General features: G+C 54.3%; 20 protein-coding genes and 2 pseudogenes. 10 read left to right on the top strand and 12 right to left on the bottom strand.

The window, feature by feature from the left end:
• Positions 1 to 19 precede the first annotated feature (19 nt).
• Positions 20 to 1315: an omega-aminotransferase AptA gene (gene aptA, locus AC2TDA_RS20520; RefSeq protein ID WP_480850499.1), complete on the bottom strand. Its 1296-nt coding sequence runs from the start codon at positions 1313 to 1315 to the stop codon at positions 20 to 22.
• Between the two features lie 171 nt (positions 1316 to 1486).
• Here aptA and AC2TDA_RS20515 point away from each other — a divergent pair, with 171 nt between their 5' ends.
• Complete coding sequence (locus tag AC2TDA_RS20515; protein WP_480880630.1) at positions 1487 to 2053, top strand: cupin domain-containing protein; 567 nt, start codon at positions 1487 to 1489, stop codon at positions 2051 to 2053.
• Between the two features lie 262 nt (positions 2054 to 2315).
• Here the strand turns inward: AC2TDA_RS20515 and AC2TDA_RS20510 are convergent.
• Both AC2TDA_RS20510 and AC2TDA_RS20505 read right to left on the bottom strand, forming a co-directional pair.
• A pseudogene (locus AC2TDA_RS20510) lies at positions 2316 to 2760 on the bottom strand (tyrosine-type recombinase/integrase).
• 332 nt (positions 2761 to 3092) lie between these two features.
• Complete coding sequence (locus AC2TDA_RS20505; RefSeq protein WP_480880629.1) at positions 3093 to 4445, bottom strand: serine hydrolase domain-containing protein; 1353 nt, start codon at positions 4443 to 4445, stop codon at positions 3093 to 3095.
• Between the two features lie 690 nt (positions 4446 to 5135).
• On the opposite strand from AC2TDA_RS20505, the gene AC2TDA_RS20500 reads away from it, so the two are divergent.
• Genes AC2TDA_RS20500 through AC2TDA_RS20480 form a run of 5 tightly spaced genes read left to right on the top strand, consistent with a single transcriptional unit; the run spans position 5136 to position 10189 of the window.
• Positions 5136 to 6059 carry a hypothetical protein gene (locus AC2TDA_RS20500; RefSeq protein ID WP_480880627.1) on the top strand — a complete coding sequence of 308 codons (924 nt, stop codon included), beginning with the start codon at positions 5136 to 5138 and terminating at the stop codon, positions 6057 to 6059.
• Positions 6056 to 6931 carry a ThiF family adenylyltransferase gene (locus AC2TDA_RS20495; RefSeq protein WP_480850506.1) on the top strand — a complete coding sequence of 292 codons (876 nt, stop codon included), beginning with the start codon at positions 6056 to 6058 and terminating at the stop codon, positions 6929 to 6931. The genes AC2TDA_RS20500 and AC2TDA_RS20495 overlap by 4 nt, the downstream gene beginning before the upstream one ends.
• Complete coding sequence (locus AC2TDA_RS20490; protein WP_480880625.1) at positions 6928 to 8112, top strand: hypothetical protein; 1185 nt, start codon at positions 6928 to 6930, stop codon at positions 8110 to 8112. The genes AC2TDA_RS20495 and AC2TDA_RS20490 overlap by 4 nt, the downstream gene beginning before the upstream one ends.
• Positions 8109 to 9215, top strand: coding sequence for a hypothetical protein (locus AC2TDA_RS20485; protein WP_480880623.1), 1107 nt, complete (start codon positions 8109 to 8111; stop codon positions 9213 to 9215). Before AC2TDA_RS20490 ends, AC2TDA_RS20485 begins: the two co-directional genes overlap by 4 nt.
• Positions 9215 to 10189: a hypothetical protein gene (locus AC2TDA_RS20480; protein ID WP_480880622.1), complete on the top strand. Its 975-nt coding sequence runs from the start codon at positions 9215 to 9217 to the stop codon at positions 10187 to 10189. The genes AC2TDA_RS20485 and AC2TDA_RS20480 overlap by 1 nt, the downstream gene beginning before the upstream one ends.
• On the opposite strand, the gene AC2TDA_RS20475 is transcribed toward AC2TDA_RS20480, so the two are convergent.
• Positions 10186 to 10476: a YiaA/YiaB family inner membrane protein gene (locus AC2TDA_RS20475; RefSeq protein ID WP_170327328.1), complete on the bottom strand. Its 291-nt coding sequence runs from the start codon at positions 10474 to 10476 to the stop codon at positions 10186 to 10188. The genes AC2TDA_RS20480 and AC2TDA_RS20475 overlap by 4 nt on opposite strands.
• A 46-nt stretch (positions 10477 to 10522) precedes the next feature.
• Positions 10523 to 11224, bottom strand: coding sequence for a PspA/IM30 family protein (locus tag AC2TDA_RS20470; protein WP_480850514.1), 702 nt, complete (start codon positions 11222 to 11224; stop codon positions 10523 to 10525).
• Positions 11225 to 11337: 113 nt separating this feature from the next.
• Between AC2TDA_RS20470 and AC2TDA_RS20465 the strand changes: the two genes are divergently transcribed.
• The gene (locus AC2TDA_RS20465) at positions 11338 to 11922 is read left to right on the top strand and encodes a TetR/AcrR family transcriptional regulator (protein ID WP_480880621.1); all 585 of its coding nucleotides are present in this window, start codon (positions 11338 to 11340) and stop codon (positions 11920 to 11922) included.
• 105 nt (positions 11923 to 12027) lie between these two features.
• On the opposite strand, the pseudogene AC2TDA_RS20460 reads toward AC2TDA_RS20465, so the two are convergent.
• Positions 12028 to 12231 (bottom strand): annotated as a pseudogene (locus AC2TDA_RS20460) (IS5/IS1182 family transposase); the annotation flags it as partial.
• A gap of 120 nt (positions 12232 to 12351) precedes the next feature.
• A complete protein-coding gene (locus AC2TDA_RS20455; protein WP_480880619.1) occupies positions 12352 to 13248 on the bottom strand; it encodes a LysR substrate-binding domain-containing protein in 897 nt (298 codons plus the stop codon).
• A 72-nt stretch (positions 13249 to 13320) separates the two neighbouring features.
• On the opposite strand from AC2TDA_RS20455, the gene AC2TDA_RS20450 reads away from it, so the two are divergent.
• Positions 13321 to 14376, top strand: a complete 1056-nt coding sequence (locus tag AC2TDA_RS20450) for a LysR family transcriptional regulator (protein WP_480880618.1) — start codon at positions 13321 to 13323, stop codon at positions 14374 to 14376.
• A 399-nt stretch (positions 14377 to 14775) separates the two neighbouring features.
• Here the strand turns inward: AC2TDA_RS20450 and yghX are convergent, their stop codons facing one another.
• From yghX to AC2TDA_RS20425, 5 genes are all read right to left on the bottom strand, one after another.
• A complete protein-coding gene (gene yghX, locus AC2TDA_RS20445) occupies positions 14776 to 15663 on the bottom strand; it encodes a YghX family hydrolase (protein WP_480880617.1) in 888 nt (295 codons plus the stop codon).
• 89 nt (positions 15664 to 15752) lie between these two features.
• Complete coding sequence (locus AC2TDA_RS20440; RefSeq protein ID WP_480880616.1) at positions 15753 to 17276, bottom strand: malonate--CoA ligase; 1524 nt, start codon at positions 17274 to 17276, stop codon at positions 15753 to 15755.
• Positions 17273 to 18571 carry a malonyl-CoA decarboxylase domain-containing protein gene (locus AC2TDA_RS20435; RefSeq protein WP_480850528.1) on the bottom strand — a complete coding sequence of 433 codons (1299 nt, stop codon included), beginning with the start codon at positions 18569 to 18571 and terminating at the stop codon, positions 17273 to 17275. Before AC2TDA_RS20435 ends, AC2TDA_RS20440 begins: the two co-directional genes overlap by 4 nt.
• Before the next feature lies 1 nt (position 18572).
• On the bottom strand, positions 18573 to 19238 hold the full coding sequence (locus tag AC2TDA_RS20430) for a GntR family transcriptional regulator (protein ID WP_480880615.1): 666 nt from the start codon (positions 19236 to 19238) through the stop codon (positions 18573 to 18575).
• A 42-nt stretch (positions 19239 to 19280) separates the two neighbouring features.
• A complete protein-coding gene (locus AC2TDA_RS20425) occupies positions 19281 to 19667 on the bottom strand; it encodes a YciI family protein (RefSeq protein ID WP_480880614.1) in 387 nt (128 codons plus the stop codon).
• A gap of 84 nt (positions 19668 to 19751) precedes the next feature.
• Between AC2TDA_RS20425 and AC2TDA_RS20420 the strand changes: the two genes are divergently transcribed.
• Together AC2TDA_RS20420 and AC2TDA_RS20415 are read left to right on the top strand one after the other, a co-directional pair.
• A complete protein-coding gene (locus tag AC2TDA_RS20420; protein WP_480880613.1) occupies positions 19752 to 20636 on the top strand; it encodes a fumarylacetoacetate hydrolase family protein in 885 nt (294 codons plus the stop codon).
• The gene (locus AC2TDA_RS20415) at positions 20633 to 21298 is read left to right on the top strand and encodes a malonic semialdehyde reductase (protein ID WP_480880612.1); all 666 of its coding nucleotides are present in this window, start codon (positions 20633 to 20635) and stop codon (positions 21296 to 21298) included. The genes AC2TDA_RS20420 and AC2TDA_RS20415 overlap by 4 nt, the downstream gene beginning before the upstream one ends.
• The last annotated feature ends 18 nt before the right edge of the window (positions 21299 to 21316 follow it).

The following is a 21316-nucleotide window of genomic DNA, read 5'->3' as shown; positions in this document are numbered from 1 at the left end:
TGGGGTTAGTGGTCAGAGGTCATGGCAGGTCAGCCAATACCTCTCCAAGCGTTTGACAGAGGGTCGCTATCTCAGGTTCAGAGATGATCAGCGGTGGCGACAGGGCAATGATGTCGCCAGTGACACGGATCATGATTCCAGCGTCCCAGGCGCGCTTCATGGCGTCATAGCCCCGCGCGCCCGGAGCGCCGTCACGTGGCGCGAGTTCGATAGCTCCGACAAGGCCCAGATTGCGAATATCAATGACATTCGGCAGGCCTTTGAGGCTGTGAAGCTGATCTTCCCAAGGCTGAGAAAGCAGCGCGGCGCGGCGGAACAAATCATTCTGTTTGTAGCTTTCCAGAGTCGCCAGCGCTGCGGCACAAGATACCGGGTTGGCGGAATAGGTGTAGCCATGGAACAGTTCAATCGGCGCATCGGCGTTTTCCATAGCCGATGCATAGATTTTGTCAGAAACGATCACGGCACCCATCGGAATAACGCCGTTGGTCAGGCCTTTGGCGGTGGTGATGATGTCGGGCTTCACATCGAAATACTCCGATGCAGTCGCGGCCCCCAAACGACCAAAGGCGGTGATGACCTCGTCGAAAATCAGCAGAATGCCATGGCGGTCGCAGATTTCTCGTAGCCGCTTCAGATATCCTTTTGGCGGCAGGAGAACACCTGTAGACCCGGCCATCGGCTCAACGATCACGGCTGCAATCGTCGACGCATCGTGAAGCGCAACCAGTCGTTCCAGATCATCCGCCAGTTCCGCACCGTATTCCGGGCAACCGCGTGAGAATGCGTTTTTCTCCAGATCATGTGTGTGACGCAGGTGATCAACGCCAGTCAGAAGCGTGCCGAAATGCATGCGATTCTTGACGATACCGCCAACCGAGATGCCACCAAACCCTGTGCCATGATACCCGCGCTCGCGCCCGATCAGGCGGGTGCGCGCTCCATCGCCGCGCATCCGGTGGTAATGCAGCGCTATCTTGAGCGCCGTATCAACGGACTCGGATCCTGAGTTGGTGAAGAAAGCGTGGTTCATTCCCTCAGGCATCATCGCGGTCAGCTTTGCCGACAACTCAAACGCCTGAGGGTGGGAGAATTGGAAGTTCGGTGCATAATCCAATTCGTGCACCTGTTTCTGCACCGCTTCAACGATCAGCGGATCACGGTGACCTGCGTTGACGCACCATAGCCCAGCGGTACCATCCATGACCTTACGGCCATCGGAACTGGCGTAGTACATCCCTTCGGCCGACTGGATCATTCGGGGTTCGCGAAGGAAATCACGATTGGCCGAAAACGGCATCCAAAACGATGACATTGTGTTGGGTTGATCGAGCACGTCTATTCCTCGTGAAGCAGATTTTCATTTGATGTAAGATACTTGCAGAGTTCACGCTCTCCGCACACCCGGCTTTATGGGAATCTGTAAGTTGTTGAAAAACAGACAGTGCCCGCCTAAAGTGCTTTCGATCAAAAGCAGGAAATCGCGATGGCTGAATCTTCGACATCTGACCTGGAAACTGCTCGACGACTAAGATTGATTCGAACCTCAAAGGGCCTCAGCCAGCGCGAAATGGCCAAGCGCGCTGGAGTAGGTAGCGGGACGATTTCTCAAATTGAAAGCGGTTCGACCCAACCTTCTGTAGCGTTGCTCAAGAAGATTCTCGCGGGCGTTGATATCAATCTTGGATTCTTTTTCAGCTTCGAGCTGAAGAACGAGGACAGCTTCTATTTCCCTCAAAGCAGCATGCGAGATTTGGGATCGCCCGGTGTTTCCTATTTGTTGGTTGCAGGAGAGCGTAGAAACCGAAAGCTGCAGATGCTGATTGAGGAGTACGATGTCGGCGCTGACTCGGGCCGAGCTGAACTGTCGCACGATGGGGAGGAATGTGCGGTTGTGATTGAAGGCCGTCTTGAAGTGACGGTAGATGGCCAGTCCAGGGTGCTAGGCCCCGGAGACGCATACTATTTCTCGAGTATACTGCCACATAAGTTTCGGAATGCTGGAGACACGCCTTGCAAAGTTGTTAGCGCATGTACTCCTTCATCGTTCTGATGATTAGAAAGATCCCTATTCATGTTGTGTCTTTTGGACCGCGGGACAGACCCAGCTGATGATCGTTTCAGACTGAGTTAATCGAATCGACATTCACAAGCTTGTACTAAATGTCGACTTTTTTGCGCTAATTCAGACGCAGGCGGGCCCATTTTAGGTTTCGCGCCCGTAGGGAATGTCTCCTTTGACGGGCCGCACCGCGGCGATGACGCTTGTCGTCCAGTGGCAGCAATGGGCCGCCCGTGAAGGCGGCCCGGAGGCATTAGATTTCAATAGCTTCCGCTATGGCCAAGGCGTCCTCAAGCTCAACACCAAGATACCGAACCGTTCTGTCCATCTCAGTATGACCGTGCAAGAGTTGTACTGCGCGCAGGTTGCCCGTCTTCTTGTAAATCTGGTTGACCTTAGTTCTCCGCATTCCCAATAGACGTCACCCAATCACGTACGATCCGAGCGTACTGGCGGGTGGAGATATGCAGGCGCTCATGAAACCGCCCGGGCCACAGGTATTCTGAACCGATCATGGGTTTGTCTTCCATCCACTTCTCGACAGAGGCGCGCGTCCCTTCAGATATTTCGAAGCGCACGGGTTTCCGCGTTTTGCTTTGCAACACCGTCGCCCGTTCCTTGATCTGGCCAAGGGCCATTACGTCGGCCACTTTCATCGTCACCAAATCACAGCCGCGTAACTTGCTGTCGATTGCCATGTTGAACAACGCGAGATCACGTTGGTTCTCGACCAGCTCTAATCGAACGCGGATCACACAGGCATGCTTTGGTTTCAGCGGTCGCTTCTGACCGATGATACGTCCCTTGTTTCAACCTGGACGAAGCGCACGAATGGCAGGCAAGTTTGGTGTTTCCATGGCTGATCCTCCGATCCGACATGCCCTCCCACAACGGCAACCCGACGTCGCCGAGGGGCGATATCACAGGATGCTGCGTCGCCTCTGAGGTCTGCAAGGAGCCCCAACTTGCCAGTTTTCTGCTCAACGGCGAATGTCGGCTTCCTACGTCCCATCTCACCTTTTGAACCAACTCATCTGAACAGCTGTTGAACGATTTCGCGGGCGTAGGCGTGAACCCAAACCTCTGCTTGGTAAGAGGACGAGTAATAGACCACTACCGTGTCAGTCTCAGGGGACACATAGAGGCACTGACCAGTTCTCCCTGATTTGTACATGTCTCCATCCGGGAAAACAGCATCCCACTGGTAGGAAGCGCCAAAGCCGTCTTCGCCAAAGTCGTTGAGGAGGCGCTTGCTCATGTAGTCTTCGCCATAGATGGCGGGGTCGGCGGCGGCTTGGATCTTTGCGAAGTAGTCCTCTGAGACCACTTGTTCTTCTGCGACAACGTCCCAGCTCGGGGTGAAAAGCATTCCGAAGCGGGCCAGATCACGAAGTCTGGCGGCGAACGCCCCTGGAGAAGAAGGTTCTCCACTGACGGTAAGGCCGAGGACGCCATCACCCTCCATGCCTGCTTGGCTCCAGATGTGTTCGGTTGCGAGATCTTCGAACGGCTTCCCTGTGACCTTCTGCAAGATCAACGTCGTGACGTAGGTGTTGAGAGACGCGTACTCAAAACGACTGCCGGGTTCTACATCAACCTCGACGCGCTTCAGCGCTTCCATGAGTGACAGACCCTCTGGGATATTGGGGTCACCAAAGCCAATGGCGTAAAACAGATTGACTGGGTGGTCCGGAGCGCTACCCAACCGACTTTCGCTGATATCAAGACCGGATCGCTGGTGGAGGACATCAGCCACCTTGATATTAGCCCAAGGTGTGTCTCCGAGTTCAGGTACATATTGGGAAACTGTTTCATCAAGGTTGATGAGACCTTGCTCGTTGGCGATGTGTGCCAGGGTCCCGACCAGTATCTTGGTTGCAGAGGCCCAGAGGTGATTGTCCCAATCGCGTATGCCGACATACTTTTCGAATACGATCTGTCCCTTGTGAACAACGGCGATTGCTTTGAGCCGAGACCTTTCGTCTTGGATCATCTCGTTCAATGTCATCGTGCCGAGAATGGTCGTCGCTCTGACCTCACCAACTTCAGGCATCAGCTGGTAGCTGAGTTCTGAAACCGGTCCATAACGATGCACGATTGCTGTTGGCAGGCTTTCACTAAGGCGAGACGCTGCATAGCTGCCGGCATCGCCGGAGGTGGTCAGAGTTTCTCCGTCATAGGCTTGTCGGTAGGACTGGCTCTGCTTAGCAGAAAAGCCGTCTCGGCCTTCTGTGACAGACTTTAAGTCGGCAGGGATTGTGAAGTCGGAACGCTGCGGCTCGGCTTCTTGCGCGGCTGTAGGGCTAGCTAAGATAGTTAGCCCGAAGAGCAAGGCCAGAAGGGGCCTTACAGGAGAGTGGCGATGACCATTTTGGGTTCTCATAAATGAAGTATCTCCCTCGCAAACCGTCCGTCAAGAAAGCTCTTTCCCACCAGATCGCATAATAAACCAAAGCGGCCATTTGTAGATCACCATTCAACGGCAGCAGTGTCCGCGATCTGAGTTCGCTGACGACAAAACCGTGCACTCGCGGCGAATGTCGGGAAAGCGGGCTGCGACCGCAGAATCTTGACAGAGGGGCGAAGGTCCGGAATGGGTCGTCCTCGATGCTTAATCTCCCGTCACAGGTTTGCATTCTCCACTTTCGCTGATCATCGCGAAGAACCCTGAGCGGAAGTGTCGAAATCTAGCTGCGCCGCACCATGGACTTTCCTGACCGTCGCGGACTACACATTTTTGGCAAATCTTGAAGTATCCAGAACCTAGGGTCAGGACTCGTTCTTATTTCATTGCCAAAACATGACGGTTGCGGCGAGGGCGATTGCGGACAGAAAGTCCTTGGGGCAGCGGATAAAAAAGAACTTGGCGAGCGACAGAAAAGTTAAATGCTGCTGGAATTCACGACTTGCGCTGAAAAGAAAAAAACCTGTTGATGGCGAAGCTATGCGACTTCAGGAAAATTGATCTCAAGTAGTGGCCTCGCCGAAACTTCGTTCGGATCCGTAGATGAGTAGAAATTAACGGGAACAGGAATTGTTTAGCGCAATTATCAACGCGGCTTCGCAGCGTTACATGGATATTCGTTTAGGTATCCCGGGCGGCTATCGCGTACGTATTCTCGAACGCCCTGGCCTGTGGATGCCAAGCAATGAGCTGGACAATCTGGTCGCGGAGCTGCGGAGTGTGGCGTCAAAAACGCTGCCGGCCGGGGAACTGAAATACGGCGTGTTTGCTGGAGATCGCGATCGGCTTGCACATTCGGTGATTACTCTGATTTCGCGCAGGGATGACAATACCCCTGTTGCCTTTAATGCCTTGGCGTTGATGGATGTAAATTTGGGCCATCGATCCGAAGAGGTCTTGCACCTAGGATTGGTGATGGTTGATCCAGACCTTCGCAGCCAGGGCTTCAGCTGGGTTCTCTATGGTCTGACATGTGTGTTGATCCTGTTTCGAAACGGTATGCGTCCGCTCTGGGTCTCGAATGTGACGCAAGTCCCGGCGGTGGTGGGGCTGGTCGGGCAGGGCTTTGCTCGGGTTTTTCCTGCGGCACCGCCCGAACCTCAAAACCGGCGTAGCCTTTTGCATCTACACTTGGCGCGGAGCATCATGCGGCATCACCGTCATGTGTTTGGCGTCGGTCCTGATGCGGGGTTTGACGAAGATCGCTTTGTGATCACCAACGCCTACACGGGCGGGTCGGATCATTTGAAGAAATCCTTCGAAGATGCGCCGAAACATCGCGATCAGGTCGTTAATGAGTTCTGCGAGAACCAGCTTGACTATGACCGGGGCGATGATGTCCTGCAGTTGGGGCAAATGGATATGCCGACAGCGCTGTCCTATGTCGGTCGCGAAGTTCCGCGCGGATCAGTAGCTGCCCTCACCCTTGCTGTCTTCGCGGCGGTATTGCAGCGATTGGCGATGCCACTCTGGCAATGGGCCGATACGCGACACGAATTTGGCATCCTCAGACCACTTGAGCAGAAAAAATGACAGTCTTTACCTATCAGGAGTTCACCACCCGCAATCTCGGATTTGTTTCCGAAAATGAACAAACCAGTTTGCGCAACGCCAGCGTGTTCGTCTGTGGAGCCGGAGGAATGGGGGGTAGTGCAATCATGACCCTGATCCGTGCCGGCGTGGGTCGATTGATCTTGGCTGATCTGGACGCGTTCGAAGTGTCCAATCTGAACCGTCAGCTTTTTGCGACGCTGAAAACCGTCGATCAAGATAAAGCTCAGGCAACCCGTGATCAGTGTCTGCAAATAAACCCTGAGGCTGATATAGAAGTACTTGGGGCGGATTGGACCGACCATGTGGAGCGTTTGGTTCAAAGCGCGGATGTGGTGGTCAATGGCACGGACGATCTTGGCGCCAGCTTGCTGCTGTATCGGACTGCGCGGGCCAAAGACCGCGCAGTAATTGACGCGTATGCGTCTCCGTTGCCGTCAGTTTATGTCACAGTGCCGGGCGATCCGATGCCCGAGGAGCGTTTGAATTACACCACACGCGGCACCAAGTGGAATGAGCTGACCTCGGGGATGCGAGATGCGGCAGCAATGGCCGAGGCGGAATACGTACTGACCCATTCGTCCTCCCGGCACCACGTTGATCTGGCTCTGGCAGGTGAGGTGATTGCCGGAGCCCGCAGCCGTATGTCCTTTGCGCCGATGGTGATCATGGCAGGGGCACTGATGGGAGGAGAGGCGCTTCAGGCTGTTCTGGGGCGGTCGCATGGCGCGGATTACCGAGGGTGGTTCTTGAACCCTCACACCGGTAGGGTCGAGCGGCCCTTGCCGAGCTTTATTGCCGCGTTGATGCGTCCACTGGTGCGACGACAGATGGAAAGGTTGCTGACTCCATGACAGATATGGCGACCTTTTTGGCGGATGCTTGGGTTTCACTATGTGCGGCATTGGGTGCAGCAACCGTATTGTTGCGTCTTAAGGACCTTGTGCAGAGGCAAGAAATTGCCAGACGGTTTCAATTCTGCCTGTGGGTGCTGATCGTCCTGATGCTGGCGCGGATCGGCCACTGGGGTGGCTGGGGGTGGCTTTTTTCAGCGATCACAAGCATCTGCGCGGCATTGATCCCTTTGACGGCACTTGTTCTGTCCGAGGGGTTTGTGCGCCGCCACGCGCCTGCGGTGCTGAAACAATTCTGTGCGTGGGGGGCTGTGACGTTCGGGCTGTTGGGTCTTTTCCAGTTTGGCAATATCGAATTTGGAAGACTTGCGGGGCTGATGCTGTTCCAACTGTTTGGATTAGGTGGCGTCGCTTTGTTCGTTTTGCGGCGCGATAGGGACAGCCTGTCACATGCGGAAAACAGAACCATCAATTGGATAAGCCTGTCATTCCTATTGATCCTGCCGTTTCTGGCAACGGATTTCATGCGTGGAACAACGCTTGACCTGCCGGTCAGGCTGGGCGGAGTGGCGGTGCTGGGGCTGTGCTGGTTGTCGATTGCGATGAACCGCTCCGGATTGCGACCGTGGGACACTTTGCGTGGTTTCGGGATCGTATTTGTCGTGGCCGCTCTGCTTTCGCTGATCACCTCGGGGATTGTGCCAATGGATATGCGGTCCAGCCTGCAGGAAATGGCGATTATTTTGGCCTCGCTCATGCTGTTGGCGATTTGGCAAGCAGCAATTGCCTTGCGGATTGAGGATCGCCAGTTGATCGCCCTTCGTGAGATTGCCGATGCGGACGGGCACGGCCCAAAGGTTAGCTTGGCATTGCTTCGACGGGCTGCCGGGTCTCCGGACGCGATTTTGGTGGACGATGCGGACTTGGCGGATATGAACCTGAATGAACTGCGCGCCAGCTTCACGACAACACCTGTTCAACAGTTGGGGGCCACTGATGACGAACAAGTCAATTGGCTATTCTCGCGTTTCGATGCAACCCATGCGGTTTTCTTGTCTGGCACCCCTCTGCAATTGATCATGCTCAACAGTCCCGAAATCGCGGCTTTGGACAGCACCGGTACCGCCTTGCGCGCGGTTCAGAGGATGGCGCAGGTTCTGGTGAGTGAGGGGCAAGCATGAGTGAGTTGCTGGAACGGGACTTTTCAAGTTTCTTCGCCGCCCCGTTTCACGCCTATGGCGCGGACACGCCATATGTTTCGCCGATGAAAGCGGATTTGAAACGCTTTTTGTCGATCGAGAACCCATTGTTCTCTGACGCATCAGATTTCACGTTTTTCTCGGTGAAAAGGTACGGCAAGCCGGCGGGTCGGATCACGGCTCACCTTCACCGGGGATCGAACAACCTGCACCACGAGGCGCGAGGATGTTTTGGCTACTTTGATTGCGCAAATGACCCCGAGGTCGCCACAGTTTTACTGCAAGCAGCAGAAAATTGGACCCGTGCCAAAGGCATGACCCGGCTGGTTGGTAACTTCAACCTGACTGCGATGCAACAAGCTGGAATCATGACGGGTGGTTTCAATCAGCAACCGTTTACCGACCAGATTTGGGGGCCTCCGCACTTGCCAGCGCTGCTGGAAGCGAATGGGTTTCAGCAGCACTTTCCCATGACCACCTTCGAGCGTCGCCTGGATACCAATCCGATCCCGGAAGTCTTGCCCGACGCGCAACGCTCGCAGTTACTGGATCAAGGGTTCTCTTTTGCACCCGTCACCCGCGCGACCATTGCTGAGAGGCTTGAGGATGCGCGTGCCATCCTGAACCGCAGCTTCAAAAACAATCCTATGTTTGTTCCAGTAACCGCCGAAGAATTCCACTTTCAGGCCAAAGACATGAAGTGGATCATGGACCCGCGAATTTCTAAGGTTGTGCACTATCGCGGCGCTCCAGCAGGTGCGGTGATTGCCATTCCTGATCTCAACCCGTTGCTTCGGCGGATTGGATCGATTATGCGTCTGTCCCTGCCGTATCACTATCTCCGCTACAAAGCTCGCCGTGATCGTGCAGTGGTCATTTTTCAGGGTGTAATGCCAGAGTTTCAAGGTCGTTCGGTCAACCCATTGATGCTGAGCGAGATGACACGAGACATGATTACCGCCGGATACAAAACCGTTGGCGGCACTTGGATCGCTGACGAGAATACGGCCAGCCTGCGACAAACCGAAAAAGCCGGGGCTGCGCCGCTTCACAGGCTGCATCTGTTTTCCAAGGAGTTGGTGTAGTGGACCGCACGAGTTTTGAAGCAATCGTTGCGCAAGCGATGCTTGCTCCTTCGGCGCATAACACGCAGCCAGCGCGATGGCGGTTGCGGGCGGGTTGTATTGAGATCCATGCTGAACTGTCACGGCGCCTGCCTGTTGGTGATCCGAATGATCGCGATTTGGAAGTCTCATGTGGTGCGGCGGTGGAAGGCACCGTACTGGCCCTGGCTGCGCACGGGGTTGGTGCAGAAGTAACCGTATCAGACGAGCCGGAGGAGGCAGGTTTGCGCAAGATTGCCTGCATTACTCCTAAGACGACGGCTGACGCAGAGGATGCAGAGCTGGCCGTGGAAACGTCGAAACGTCTGACACATCGCGGGGGCTTTGCGCCTCCTCCTCAAGGTGCTTTTGAGAACTGGAGAAGCGCTCACATGACATTGGTCGAAGATGCGGCCCAGATCGAGTGGCTTGCAAAGCAAATCGACACCGCGTCAGCCCGCGTTATGCGATCCAAAGCCTTTCGTTCCGAGTTGCTGAGTTGGATGCGTTTGCGTGAGGGCGATCCGAACTACCACACCGATGGTTTGAACCGAGAGGTGCTTGCCATGGATGCAACAACCGCAAGGTTCGCGCCATTCGTTCTGGGTGGCAGACTTTATGATCTGTTGACGGTGCTGGGTCTTGGCCCACACCTGTCGGGTGAGGCCGCGCGCAGCCGTGAAGCAGGGGCAATCGCACTATTCCACTGGCCTGAAAACGGGTCGATGGTCGAGGCAGGTCGGTCGTTTTATCGATCCTGGTTGCAAGCTACTGCACGTGGCTTGGTGGGATGGCCTGCAGCGGCGCTGGCAGATGATCCGGGCACATGCGCAGCCGTCTCGGATCGTTTTTCTGTGCCGACTGACAGGGTCTTGTTCAACGCGTTAAGATTGGGGGCAGCAAATGGTGCCACCCCCAGCCGAACGCGCCTGTCTATGCGCGAGGTTATTGTTTAGGCAGCGATATTCTCGCCCACCTCTTTCAGCAGTTTTTCGGTTTTTGCGTCTTCGATCCGGTTGTGCAGACGCTGTGATTCTTCACGGTCGCGCAGGGTCTTGGTGATCGAAACGGTGGTATGCACTAACATCAGCGCAGACATGGAGTAGAACCCTTTTGCTGCAAAGCTGGCTTCGAGGAAGTAGATGCCGCCGGCCATCATCGCTGCCGCGACAATGAACGAGCCAATAGTGAACATGTTCCAGGCGTTGGACTGCGGCAGGTTCAGGTTTTCTTCGGTATTCATGGATCAATTCCTTTCAGCTTTTTGTCGGTTAAATTCAGTTTGGTCGTCAGTTCGATTTCGTTTTGTCAGATTTCTTCACCTTTTTCTTCAGGCGATCGAGCACGTCATCAGTGCTTGATCGCAAAGGCTTACCGCACCCTGCTTCGGCCAACCTGTCGCGCATGTTCTCGGCCGAGCCAGTCGCTTCCAACTCGGTCATGGCGCGCGCTGTGGCATCAATTTCGCTTTGACGTTCTTGCAAACGCTGAAGGGTGTCCTCAGCCTCGCGCAAAGTGGATAAACCGCTGTCGGGTGCCACTTGTTGCAGGCGCTGCGTATTGTCGGTGGCCGTGGCAAGACGCTGACCACGCTGCAGCTGCCGCAACCGGGTTTCAGCCTCGCGCAGGACGGTGCGTAAGCGGGCGATCTCAGTATCAAACCGGGCCTGCGCCTGAGTTGATACATCACGCTCTGCTTCGAGATGTGCGATTGTCTCGGCCGCATCCCTTGCCAAATCCTCACGGTCTTTCAGCAGCGCATCCAAAGTGCGGCCTTCGAGATCCGCGATCTGTTGGGTCAGTCGTTCGTGCTGCTTAACCTCCTGTTCGTTCTGGGCCATCGCGACGGCAACAGCCTTGCGGGACATCTGGACAGCATGGGCGCAGTCCCGGATCTGCTGGCGCAAAATAGGCAGAGCATTGCGGTCGGTTACGACGGATGCCGCCTCAAAGGCCCGGCCTCTTATTAAAGTGGCAAACTGTTTGAACATCGTTGGCTCCTCATTTATGAACATTGTTCATGGAGTGACTATGAAATGATTCTGAACATTGTTCAATATTAAAAATGAACGTCGTTCATTATAATTGGAGCCAAGAGGATTAAGTGGCTAAAAGTAAAAGAGAAATACTGAAGGAGAAAATCCTGATTGCTGCGGAAAAGCGCATTGAAACGCAAGGTTTGGCTGCTTTGCGCGCCCGTGATGTCACAAAAGATGCCGGATGTGCTCTCGGCAGTCTTTACAACGCCTTCGAAGACCTGGACCTTCTGATCCTGGCGGTCAACTCTCGCACACTCGCACGCTTGCATGCGTCATTGCAGACCGCCTCTGCGTTGCAAACCGCGCCCCAGGACAAGCTTCTTGCGCTGGCGTTAGCTTATCTGGATTTCGGTACTGCGAGCCCGAACCTGTGGGCCGCATTGTTTGATCACCGTATGCAACCAGGAGTACCTGTCCCGCAATGGCACCTTGAAGAACACGCGGTGCTCATTGCCGAGATTATCGGCCCGTTATCGCAATTGAGCCCCAACTTAGATGAAGACACATTGGCTTTGCGTGCGCGAACCGTGTTTTCTGCTGTGCACGGCATCGTCAAGCTCTCGTTGGAGGGGCGGTTTGTCGCCTTGGAGCCGGATTTGGTCCGGGAGGAATTGACGGAGTTCGTTTCCCAGTACTTGCGGGAGTATTAGTCAGGGCAGAAGGTATAGGATGACCATCATGAGTAGATCAGGTATCGCACGTGATCCAAGCACCATTGTCGCCTAGGATTTCGACGGGGTTCTTAGGGTCAGGATTCATGACCAATAGATGGCGATGGCAGTGAGAGCGATAGCTGATAGAAAGACCTTTGGGCATCCTTCGTAGTGTGTGGCCACACACGGCCAGTCCTTGAGCCTGTCGAACATGATCTCAATCCGGTTACGCCGTTTGTATCGGCGTTTGTCGTAATTCACGGTTGTTTTGCGTTGCTTTCGACCCGGGATGCAGGCGTGTATAAGCGGATCTTTGATGTGGCCGTCGCCGATGGCCGAGAAATTGGAGAGGATGGTCGCGCACGCGAACCCAATGTGTCTCCATCTAAGTTGGGGCTCGACGGTAGACGTTGAAATTGCGAGGAACTATGCAATAGCGACCCCTTGACCGGATCGCGCCTCCTGCTGCAGCCACTTTCGCACAACACGGACGGCTCGCCGCCTTCCTGCGCGTTGGTTGGTGGCGAGGTAATATCCTCCAAAACGAATTTCCACGTCGTTGAGGCGCACCAACGCACCCGTATCAACCTCTGTTTGACAAAGGTGCTGATCCATCAGAACCGCCCCCAAGCCTGCCACGGCTGACTGGATTGATAGCAGCGCTCCTAATGGATGAGGCAGATCAAGAGTAGGAACCTCTTTCAAACCAGATTTTGAGAACCATTCTGGCCAAAGACGGAAGGTTGCCTCTTCAATCAATGGGCCGGATGCCAGAGCCTCAAGATCAGCCTTAGAGCTGGCATGTGGCGCAAAGTTTGGGGCGGCAAATGCTCTGACCAGAGATGGGAACAACAGGTCGTATCCTTCGTCTGGGTGGGTGCGAAGATATCTTAAGCCCAGATCGAATTCATGCGCTTCAATATCCATGACCTCAGTTGTGATCGAAAGTCGCAGGTCTATTTCCGGATGCGCATCTTTCAGTCGCGGTAGTCGCGGCACCAGCCATTTTTGCGCTACGGCACTCTCTGTCGTCATAGTAACGACGCCTTTGGGCACAGAGATCAGAGCGTCAGTTGCGATTGCAATTTGATCAAGAGCGGGTGTGATCTGACCCAAGTAGATTTGCCCTTGTTCTGTGAGGGCAACACCGGATTTTTGCGTCCGGAAGAGATGCACGTTTAGCCGCTTTTCCAACCCGCGAACGTGACGGGAAATTGCAGAGTGCGATACGTTCAATTCCTCCGCTGCACGGGTAAAGCTACCCAACCTTCCAGCAGCCTCAAAGGCGCGTAGCGGATTTAGGGGCGGTAAATTTCTTGGCATGATTGATTGTGACTTTTTGGAACAATTAATGTCAAGAAACGGCGCTTGTGAGATTCCTGGTTAACTCAGATTTTGGGTGTATTTCCAAAACAGGAGAGATCCGTGAAATACGCAGATCCTCGTGAATTTGTATCACATCGTAAAGCCACAGTCCCAAGCGCCGAAGGTTCGCTCACCTTCCTTGAAAAGATCAGGGAGTCGTTCCGTGCCCTGCTTACAAAGCGAAACGATCCTACGAGTATGAGCAAGGTTGAGCGGCAAGATTCCGGTATCTCTGCGGCCGCACGATCAATGGGGCAAACCCCATCGGCTGTGAGCAAGCAGATCAGTTTACTTGAAGGTCAGGTGCGCTATCGCCTTCTGAATCGCACCAGAACGGGTGTCTCCCCGACATTGGAAGGCCAAGCGTTCTACGAAAAATGCAAAGCGATGGCTGACAAATTCAAAGAGGCCGAGGCGATGATTCAAAACTTTGATGGTATCCCGCGCGGAGTACTCAGAGTCGCATCCACGGTTGCCTTTGGTAAGTCACAGCTAATCCCTGCTCTGCCTGAATTCATGGAAGAGAATCCTGAGGTTCAAGTATCGTTGGATCTGACCGACCGGGAGATTGATCTTCGGAATGAAGGGTTCGACGCGGCGATTTGCTTTGCTGAACAACGGAAGAACCCAGATATGGTCGTCAGGCGCATTATGCAGAGTCGTAGGGTGCTATGTGCCTCACCCGAATACCTTGAGAGGATAGGATCACCGTCGAGTTTTGCCGAGTTGGCCGAACACAATTGCCTGAGGGTTTCGGGGAGAAGCCAGCGGAACGCTTGGAATAGTATCGAACAGAAGGCAGGCGAAAGATTTGATGCAACGGGCAGTTTTGAGGGAAACAGCACCGATGTTGTCTTCAGAGCCGCGCTGGCTGGTATCGGGATCGCACGGCTACCCTGCTATATGGCAAACAGTAAATTTCGCTCCGGCGAACTTGTTCACGTGATGCCGGAGTATGCACCACCCAGCACAGATATCGTCGTATTGTTTGCCGAAAGGCGGAATCTGGCACCAAAAACCCGCGCGTTCGTGGATTATCTCGCGCGGCGGTTTCGGGATGCCGAAGTGAACCAAATGAACGGCTAACCACGCATAGAAACGATCGCAGTTGTCCAAGTTAATCCGATCCCATCCGCTGTGAGTGGTTAAAAGCCCAGCCGAAATTTAAAGAGAACTGACGGGGCACCTCGATCAAAAATCTGGCATTGGTTGGTAAATGCGGCATTGGTCAATTCGGTCTCAGAACAGCCCTTCTCCGAACACATGATCATGGCTGCTATCAGCGGCATTAAAGTGATAGCGCGTTTAATCCGTAGATGAGTTGAACACTTAACGATGGATCGCTTCACCTAAAACCACTTCGACAATATTCTCCCATCGTTTCGACTCTATAAAACATCCAATGGTTGGGATAGCAGGCCAAGACGAACCGTGGATTGCCACGAAGCGATATCAACGAATGACTGACTTCGTAGCTTACACCAATTACTTCAGATAGGTGTTGAACCAATCAATTGTGCGGTCCCACGCTAGGATTGCCATTTCCTCGTCGTAACGTGGCGTGCTGTCATTGTGGAAGCCGTGGTTGGCATTTTCGTAGATATAGGCCTCATAAATCTTATCGTTGGCCTGCAGGGCGGCCTCAAAATCTGGCCAGCCCGCGTTAATGCGTTCGTCAAGCTCTCCCATCTGAACAAGCAACGGCGCCTGAATTTTGGCCACATCCTCGGCCGCTGGCTGGCGCCCGTAGAACGGGACACCAGCAGCCAGTTCGGGATAGGCCACGGCAATTGCGCTGACCACACCGCCGCCGTAGCAGAAACCAACAGCGCCGACCTTTCCAGTGCAATCATCTCGGTTCAATAGGTATTCGAACCCATTGAAAAAATCGTTCATCAACTCGACCCGGTCCACTGTCTTTTGTAGTTCGCGCCCATCCGCGTCGTTGCCTGGGTATCCGCCCACAGAAGTCAGGCCGTCTGGAGCCAGTGCCATAAATCCGGCTTTCGCCAATCTGCGCGCCACGTCCTCGATGTAGGGATTCAAGCCTCGGTTTTCGTGGATTACCAGCACCGCGGGCAATGGCTCTTCAACGCCGGCGGGCCGAACTAGGTAGCCCCGGACATCACCGGTTCCGTTCGGTGAAGGATAAGTAATGTAGTCAGCGTGGATATCGGGATCGTTGAATGATACTTGCTGAGCCAGTGCATAATTTGGGCTGAGCATGTTCAGCAACGCGACCGTCGTCACGCCGCCGACCGCAAACTTGCCGGCGCGATCCAGAAATTGGCGCTTGGTGATCTTGCCGTGCGCGTAAAAGTCGTACAGGTCCAGAAGTTCCTGATCGAAGTCTTTTGCCGTCATGCGGGTCATTGTGGATCTCCTAATGAGTTTGGCAGTCTGAAGGGGCGGTATTATCCGATCTGACGGTTTTGATATGATTGAGCGTCTGGACAGGTTTTCTATGATGCGGCCGGCGACTGCTCCTTGTTCGCGTGCTGTTCGCGCAGCACGTTCTTTTGAACCTTTCCCATTGTGTTTCGTGGCAATTCCAGGACGAGTTCGTAGCGGCGCGGATGTTTGAAGCGTGACAGCTTGTTTCTGATGGTCTCCGCGATCTGATCCGTGTCAAGTTTTACGTCTGGCTCAGCAACCAGAGTGGCGATGATTGCTTCACCGAAATCGTTGTCGGGAATTCCGAAAACTGCCGATTCCCTAACACCATCTATGTCGTTCAGGGTGTCTTCAATTTCTTTGGGGTAGACGTTGTAGCCACCGGTAATGATCAGGTCTTTTGATCTGCCCACAATCGACAGATAGCCATCCTCACTGAATTGGCCCAAGTCGCCGGTGATGAAGAAACCGTTCTCTCGCAGCTCTGCGGCTGTTTTATCGGGCATTTTCCAATAGCCGCTGAATACGTTGGGGCCACGTATTTCGATCATTCCAACCTCGCCTTGGGCCGATGGCTCTCCGGTTTCAGGGTTGGTCAAGATCACCTCGATGCCCGGCAGCGCCATGCCGACGGTTCCTGCGCGACGCTCACCGCTATAGGGGTTCGAGGTGTTCATATTCGTCTCGGTCATGCCATAGCGCTCAAGGATGCGGTGGCCCGTGCGCGTTTCGAACGCCACATGGGTTTCGGCTAGAAGGGGGGCAGAACCAGAAACGAATAGGCGCATGGTCCCTGTGATTTCTTTCGTGAACCGGTCGTCCGCCAGCAGCCTTGTGTAGAAGGTTGGAACACCCATCAGTAGGGTTGACTGGGGCAACTCTTCCAAGATCGTGTCTATGTCGAACTTTTCCATCAGCCTGATTTGGGCACCGGCGAGTAGTGCCGTATTCATAGCCACGAAAAGCCCGTGCGTGTGAAAGACGGGCAACGCGTGAATCAAGCGATCAGTGTCGGTGATGCGCCACAAATCTACAAGGGTTTGGGCATTGGAAAGCAGGTTTCGGTGGCTGAGCATCGCGCCCTTGGACCGGCCGGTGGTGCCTGATGTGTAAAGAAGCGCTGCGAGGTCTTCTGGCGCGCGATTCACGGTTTCGAACACGCAAGGCTGTACGTCGGCCTCGTGGCTCAGGCTTGGATCTTTGCCACCCAATGTCAGCAGCTTTGCATCATACCGGGCTGCCAGTTTTTCGAATTCAACTTGGTCGATGCTGTCGCAGACGATTAATGCGGGTTGTGCATCAGAGATGAAATAGTCCAACTCTGCCAAGGTATAGGCAGTGTTAAGCGGCAAGTAGACGGCACCTGCCTGAACCGAAGCAGCGTAGAGCGCGATTGTATCGGCCAGCTTGGGGGCCTGCACAACGATGCGATCACCAGGGGAAACTCCGCTATTCTTCAGGACATGCGCGATCTGCGCTGCCCGCTTCTGAAACGCGTCATAAGAAACCACCTGGCCATCGTCGAGTTGCAGGAACGGAGTCGTGTTGCCCTCGTGGTGGGCAAACAAGTTGTCGTATAGAGTATTTGTCACGCTGTATTTTCCCTTGGCTTGACCGCAAGCGCTGCGGTTGAGGCCGCGCGAACAGAACGCGAGGCTTGGATCGTGGCACGTGTCGCGAATTCTTCGTGGTGACGTTCTGTTTTATTTAAATCGTAAAGATAATTGACCATCGCGCCTCCGGATTGGGCGCGTCCGTTTGGCGACAGATCTGCTTCAGCATGCAATTCATGAAGCTCGGCACCATTGCCCAAGTGAAAGCGGGCCACAGGGTCCTGTGGCATCCCGTCTTCGCGCTTGGCGAACATTAAGTATCGGGCAGCCATCGCACGTATGACCTGCGGCGTTGCTGTTTCTGCCAACACGGCCTGGGCCGCATGGCCGTGTTCCGGACGTTCTGTTTCCCCGGCCAGCCAACGCTTCAGCCCCGGTAACGGCGACAAGGTCACAAAGGTATCAAGCCCTCGAAGAGCTCGCGAAAGCTCGGTCACAACTTGCTTAATCAATAGATTACCAAAGCTGATGCCCGCTAAACCCTTTTGGCAGTTTGAAATGGAATAGAACGCCGCGACTTTTGCCTGCTCGGCTTCGATCGGTTCTCGAGCCTCGGAAAGAAGCGTGTCAATCGCAGCCGGGATTTCAGCGGTCAGAGCGACCTCAACAAATATCAGTGGCTCATCTGGCATCGCAGGGTGGAAGAACGCGAAACAACGACGATCTGGCGGGTAGAGCCTTCGCCGCAAATCGTCCAGATCGTTGATCTGGTGCACCGCCTCATAGGTGACGATCTTGTCTAGAACACGGGCAGGGGTATCCCAGCTGATTTGCTTGAGAACAAGAAAGCCCCGGTTGAACCAGCTGCGCAACAAATGGACGAAATCGATATCTGTTCGCTTGAGTTCCGGGTTGGATTTGAGAAAGCGCAGCAGGTCAACGCGCATGGCCACAAGTTCTTGCGTCGCACCAGACGGCTGGTTCAACCGGCGCAACAACTCTTGCCGCCTTGGCTCTGCAACTTCATTAAGTCTTTGATAAAGATCGACACTTCGATCACTGGCGTAGAGGCGCGCCGTTTGGGAAAGCTGATCCGCGTCTAGCTCTAGATGGTCATTCAAATAGGCAAAAAAGTCTAGTTTCTCGGGGTCATCCAGGGTGTGGTAGCGATCTAGAATCGTAGACGCGAGCGTGAAGCCCGATACTTCACCTTCTGCGGACAGAAGCGCCTCACATAGCTCGGCAATGGATCGTTTGTCATCCTTGCCACGCCTTTTGTCGGGACGGTCCAGCAAATGGTTTAATAGATCACCCAGAAACCAATTCCGCTGCATTTCAGGGCTCCATCTGGCTGCTTAGGTACTCGCCTGTTCGCCGGTAGTGATCGACCAGGTGCCGAGTTGCGCTGTCTGCGTCGTGGTCGAGTGCGGCATCTAGGATTTGCTGGTGTTCGGCAGCGATATCGCGCTTTTTGTAACTTGGCCCTCCCGCTGCCAGATAACGGTAGCGAATGTTGAGGTCATAAAGCTGGGAACAATACCGCAACAGCAACGGCAGTTTTGCATTTTCCAACAAGGCCATATGAAACGCTTTGTGGGCGTCTTCGAAGTCAGGCGCACCCTTTTGACTGGCCTTTTTCATATGGTGATGGCGCAAGACTAGCCTGTCCTCCCAAGCGCCATCTGCATTGGCGATGGAAGCGCGCAGCGCTGTTTCCTCGAGGTTGCATCGCAGCAATAGGATTTCCTCGAAGTTGCATTTGCTGACCGGCGCCGCCCGAAATCCGCGCTGATCGATCCGCTCAACCAACATGTCAGAGGTCAGAAGGCTAAGCGCTTCGCGAACCGGGCTTGCGCCAGTGTCCAGCAAACCACGGAGTTGTTCGATCTTGAGCTTCTGTCCCGGAGGTAACTCGCCTGTCAGGATCATATCGCGCAGCCGTCGATATGCACCATGAGTGGCTGATTTCTCTTTGCCCTCGGTATCAAGCATGACGTCCATATCCGGCTATTCCTCTGTGAATGCGCATTCTTCGGGGTACTTTTAACTGAGGGCGCTCGTTCCGGTCGATAGGCTGACTGAAAGGTTCAGCGAACCTTCGTTGATCATCCAGCGCCGAAGTACAAAGTTGCGCGCACCGCTTTGGTGCATCGGATCGTCCTCGGCTAGTTTTCGGGCGGCCTCAAGACTGTCAGCACGATAGATAATCAGGCCCATTCCTTGCATGTGTTCACCAGTCTCATCCGACATTGGCCCTGCAAAAGCCAGCTGTCCCGCGCGTTCAAGCTGCGCCTGATATGCCAAATGATCGGGAAGCGACGCCTTCACATCTTCGGGTGCTTTGGCTGGCGTACTCATTGCAACATAAAGCTCCAAAGCCAGTGCGCCACGGCTCTTTGCTTCTGATTTGTAGTCTGCCCAGGCAACCATCAATCGCCTCCAAAAATATCGATATTATTTGACATATGGCAAAATAGTCGGCAAAAATCAAGCGAACTGACATGGATGGTGAAAATGAAATACGTGGTGGGAGAGACTCCGGAGGGCACAGCGGTATTTGCCGTGAACGGTGAAAACGCGGTGAATCTAACGGCTTTGGACCCTGCCGTCGGTCCTGATTTGATGGGTTTGATCGGCAAGCCTGAACTGGCCGAATCGCTGGCTGGAAAAATCGACTCTGCAGAATGTGTGCCTGTATCCTCTGTCGCGCCAGCGTTGCCCGTGGCGTCACCCGGCACGATCATTTGCATGGGTTTGAACTATACAGATCACATCAAAGAGGGCGGGTACGACATCCCGGAGTATCCAACGCTGTTTATGCGCGGGAAGAACTCGATCATGGCTGCAGGGCAACCTATGGTGCGGCCTGCGTGTTCGGAAAAACTCGACTACGAAGCCGAGCTTATGCTGATTGTTGGTAAACGTGGTCGTCATATCTCGGAAGAGGACGCGTTGGACTATGTTTTTGGTTACACCGTGTTCAATGACGGGTCACTGCGAGACTATCAGCGCAAAACCGTTCAATGGACGCCAGGCAAAAACTTTGATGACACGGGCGCGATCGGTCCCTTCACCGTAACACCAGACGAACTGCCCGAAGGAGCGTCAGGTCTGAAGATCGAAAGCCGTGTGGGCGATGAAATCCTTCAAAGCTCGAACACTGCCAACATGATATGGGGTGTTCGTCAGGTCATAGCGACGATTTCGGAGTACACCACTCTTGAGCCCGGAGACCTCATTGCTCTGGGAACACCACCGGGTGTTGGGCACGCCAAGAAGCCAAATCCTCGTTGGTTGAAGCCTGGCGAAACCGTCGAAGTCGAGATTGAAGGCATAGGCGTCTGCGCCAGCCCGATTATCGACGAAAAGGATGCCAGATCGAAGGTGGCCGCAGCATGAGTGCACCGACCGGGGCAGAACTGGAGGCACTTCGCGCCAAGGCGCAGCAAGATCATCGCGATCTGCGTGAGCGTATTCCACGTCTTTCAGACGACGCAATTGCCTTGATCCTGCGCGAATCCAGATCTCATTACGCTTGGACTGACAAGCCAGTTTCTGACGAACTGCTTGAAGAGATCTATGACATCACGATCAACGGCGCGACCAGCATGAATACGTTGCCCGCGCGCTTCGTTTTCGTGAAAAGTGCAGAAGGAAAAGAGCGGCTTGCCAAGTCGTTAAAACCGAAGAACGTGCCAAAGATGATGGATGCGCCGGTCACGGCGATCATTGCCTATGACAAAGACTTCTGGAAGGAATTGCCCTTTCTTTTCCCACACGAAGATCGTCGGCCATTGTTCGAAAACAATCCCGAATATGCAGCCGACACTGCGTTTCGCAATGGAACGCTTCAGGGCGCCTACTTCATGATCGCTGCCCGGGCTGTCGGGTTGGACGTTGGAGCGATGTCAGGATTTTCGAACAAAGTCGTCGACGATGAATTCTTCGCGGGCACGACACTCAAGTCGAACTTTCTTTGCAATCTGGGCTACGCGGACGAAACCGGTTTGTTTCACAAGCTGCCGCGTTTTCCGTTTGAAAAGGTTTGCTCTTATGCATGAGGAGGTTACGCCGTGGCA

It is taken from the genome of Ruegeria sp. HKCCD6426 (genome assembly GCF_057221115.1).
The sequence above is the reverse complement of the archived record's forward strand: the minus strand, read 5'-3'. Positions and strand labels throughout refer to the sequence as shown.

Excerpts from the sequence above, each read along its gene's own strand:
- AC2TDA_RS20415 (WP_480880612.1), top strand. The coding sequence starts at position 20,633 with ATGAGTGCACCGACCGGGGCAGAACTGGAGGCACTTCGCGCCAAGGCG.
- AC2TDA_RS20515 (WP_480880630.1), top strand. The coding sequence starts at position 1,487 with ATGGCTGAATCTTCGACATCTGACCTGGAAACTGCTCGACGACTAAGA.
- AC2TDA_RS20470 (WP_480850514.1), bottom strand. The coding sequence starts at position 11,224 with ATGTTCAAACAGTTTGCCACTTTAATAAGAGGCCGGGCCTTTGAGGCG.
- AC2TDA_RS20495 (WP_480850506.1), top strand. The coding sequence starts at position 6,056 with ATGACAGTCTTTACCTATCAGGAGTTCACCACCCGCAATCTCGGATTT.
- AC2TDA_RS20490 (WP_480880625.1), top strand. The coding sequence starts at position 6,928 with ATGACAGATATGGCGACCTTTTTGGCGGATGCTTGGGTTTCACTATGT.
- AC2TDA_RS20430 (WP_480880615.1), bottom strand. The coding sequence starts at position 19,238 with ATGGACGTCATGCTTGATACCGAGGGCAAAGAGAAATCAGCCACTCAT.
- AC2TDA_RS20475 (WP_170327328.1), bottom strand. The coding sequence starts at position 10,476 with ATGAATACCGAAGAAAACCTGAACCTGCCGCAGTCCAACGCCTGGAAC.
- AC2TDA_RS20435 (WP_480850528.1), bottom strand. The coding sequence starts at position 18,571 with ATGCAGCGGAATTGGTTTCTGGGTGATCTATTAAACCATTTGCTGGAC.
- AC2TDA_RS20505 (WP_480880629.1), bottom strand. The coding sequence starts at position 4,445 with ATGAGAACCCAAAATGGTCATCGCCACTCTCCTGTAAGGCCCCTTCTG.
- AC2TDA_RS20500 (WP_480880627.1), top strand. The coding sequence starts at position 5,136 with ATGGATATTCGTTTAGGTATCCCGGGCGGCTATCGCGTACGTATTCTC.
- yghX (WP_480880617.1), bottom strand. The coding sequence starts at position 15,663 with ATGACCCGCATGACGGCAAAAGACTTCGATCAGGAACTTCTGGACCTG.
- AC2TDA_RS20455 (WP_480880619.1), bottom strand. The coding sequence starts at position 13,248 with ATGCCAAGAAATTTACCGCCCCTAAATCCGCTACGCGCCTTTGAGGCT.
- AC2TDA_RS20485 (WP_480880623.1), top strand. The coding sequence starts at position 8,109 with ATGAGTGAGTTGCTGGAACGGGACTTTTCAAGTTTCTTCGCCGCCCCG.
- AC2TDA_RS20425 (WP_480880614.1), bottom strand. The coding sequence starts at position 19,667 with ATGGTTGCCTGGGCAGACTACAAATCAGAAGCAAAGAGCCGTGGCGCA.
- AC2TDA_RS20420 (WP_480880613.1), top strand. The coding sequence starts at position 19,752 with ATGAAATACGTGGTGGGAGAGACTCCGGAGGGCACAGCGGTATTTGCC.
- aptA (WP_480850499.1), bottom strand. The coding sequence starts at position 1,315 with ATGTCATCGTTTTGGATGCCGTTTTCGGCCAATCGTGATTTCCTTCGC.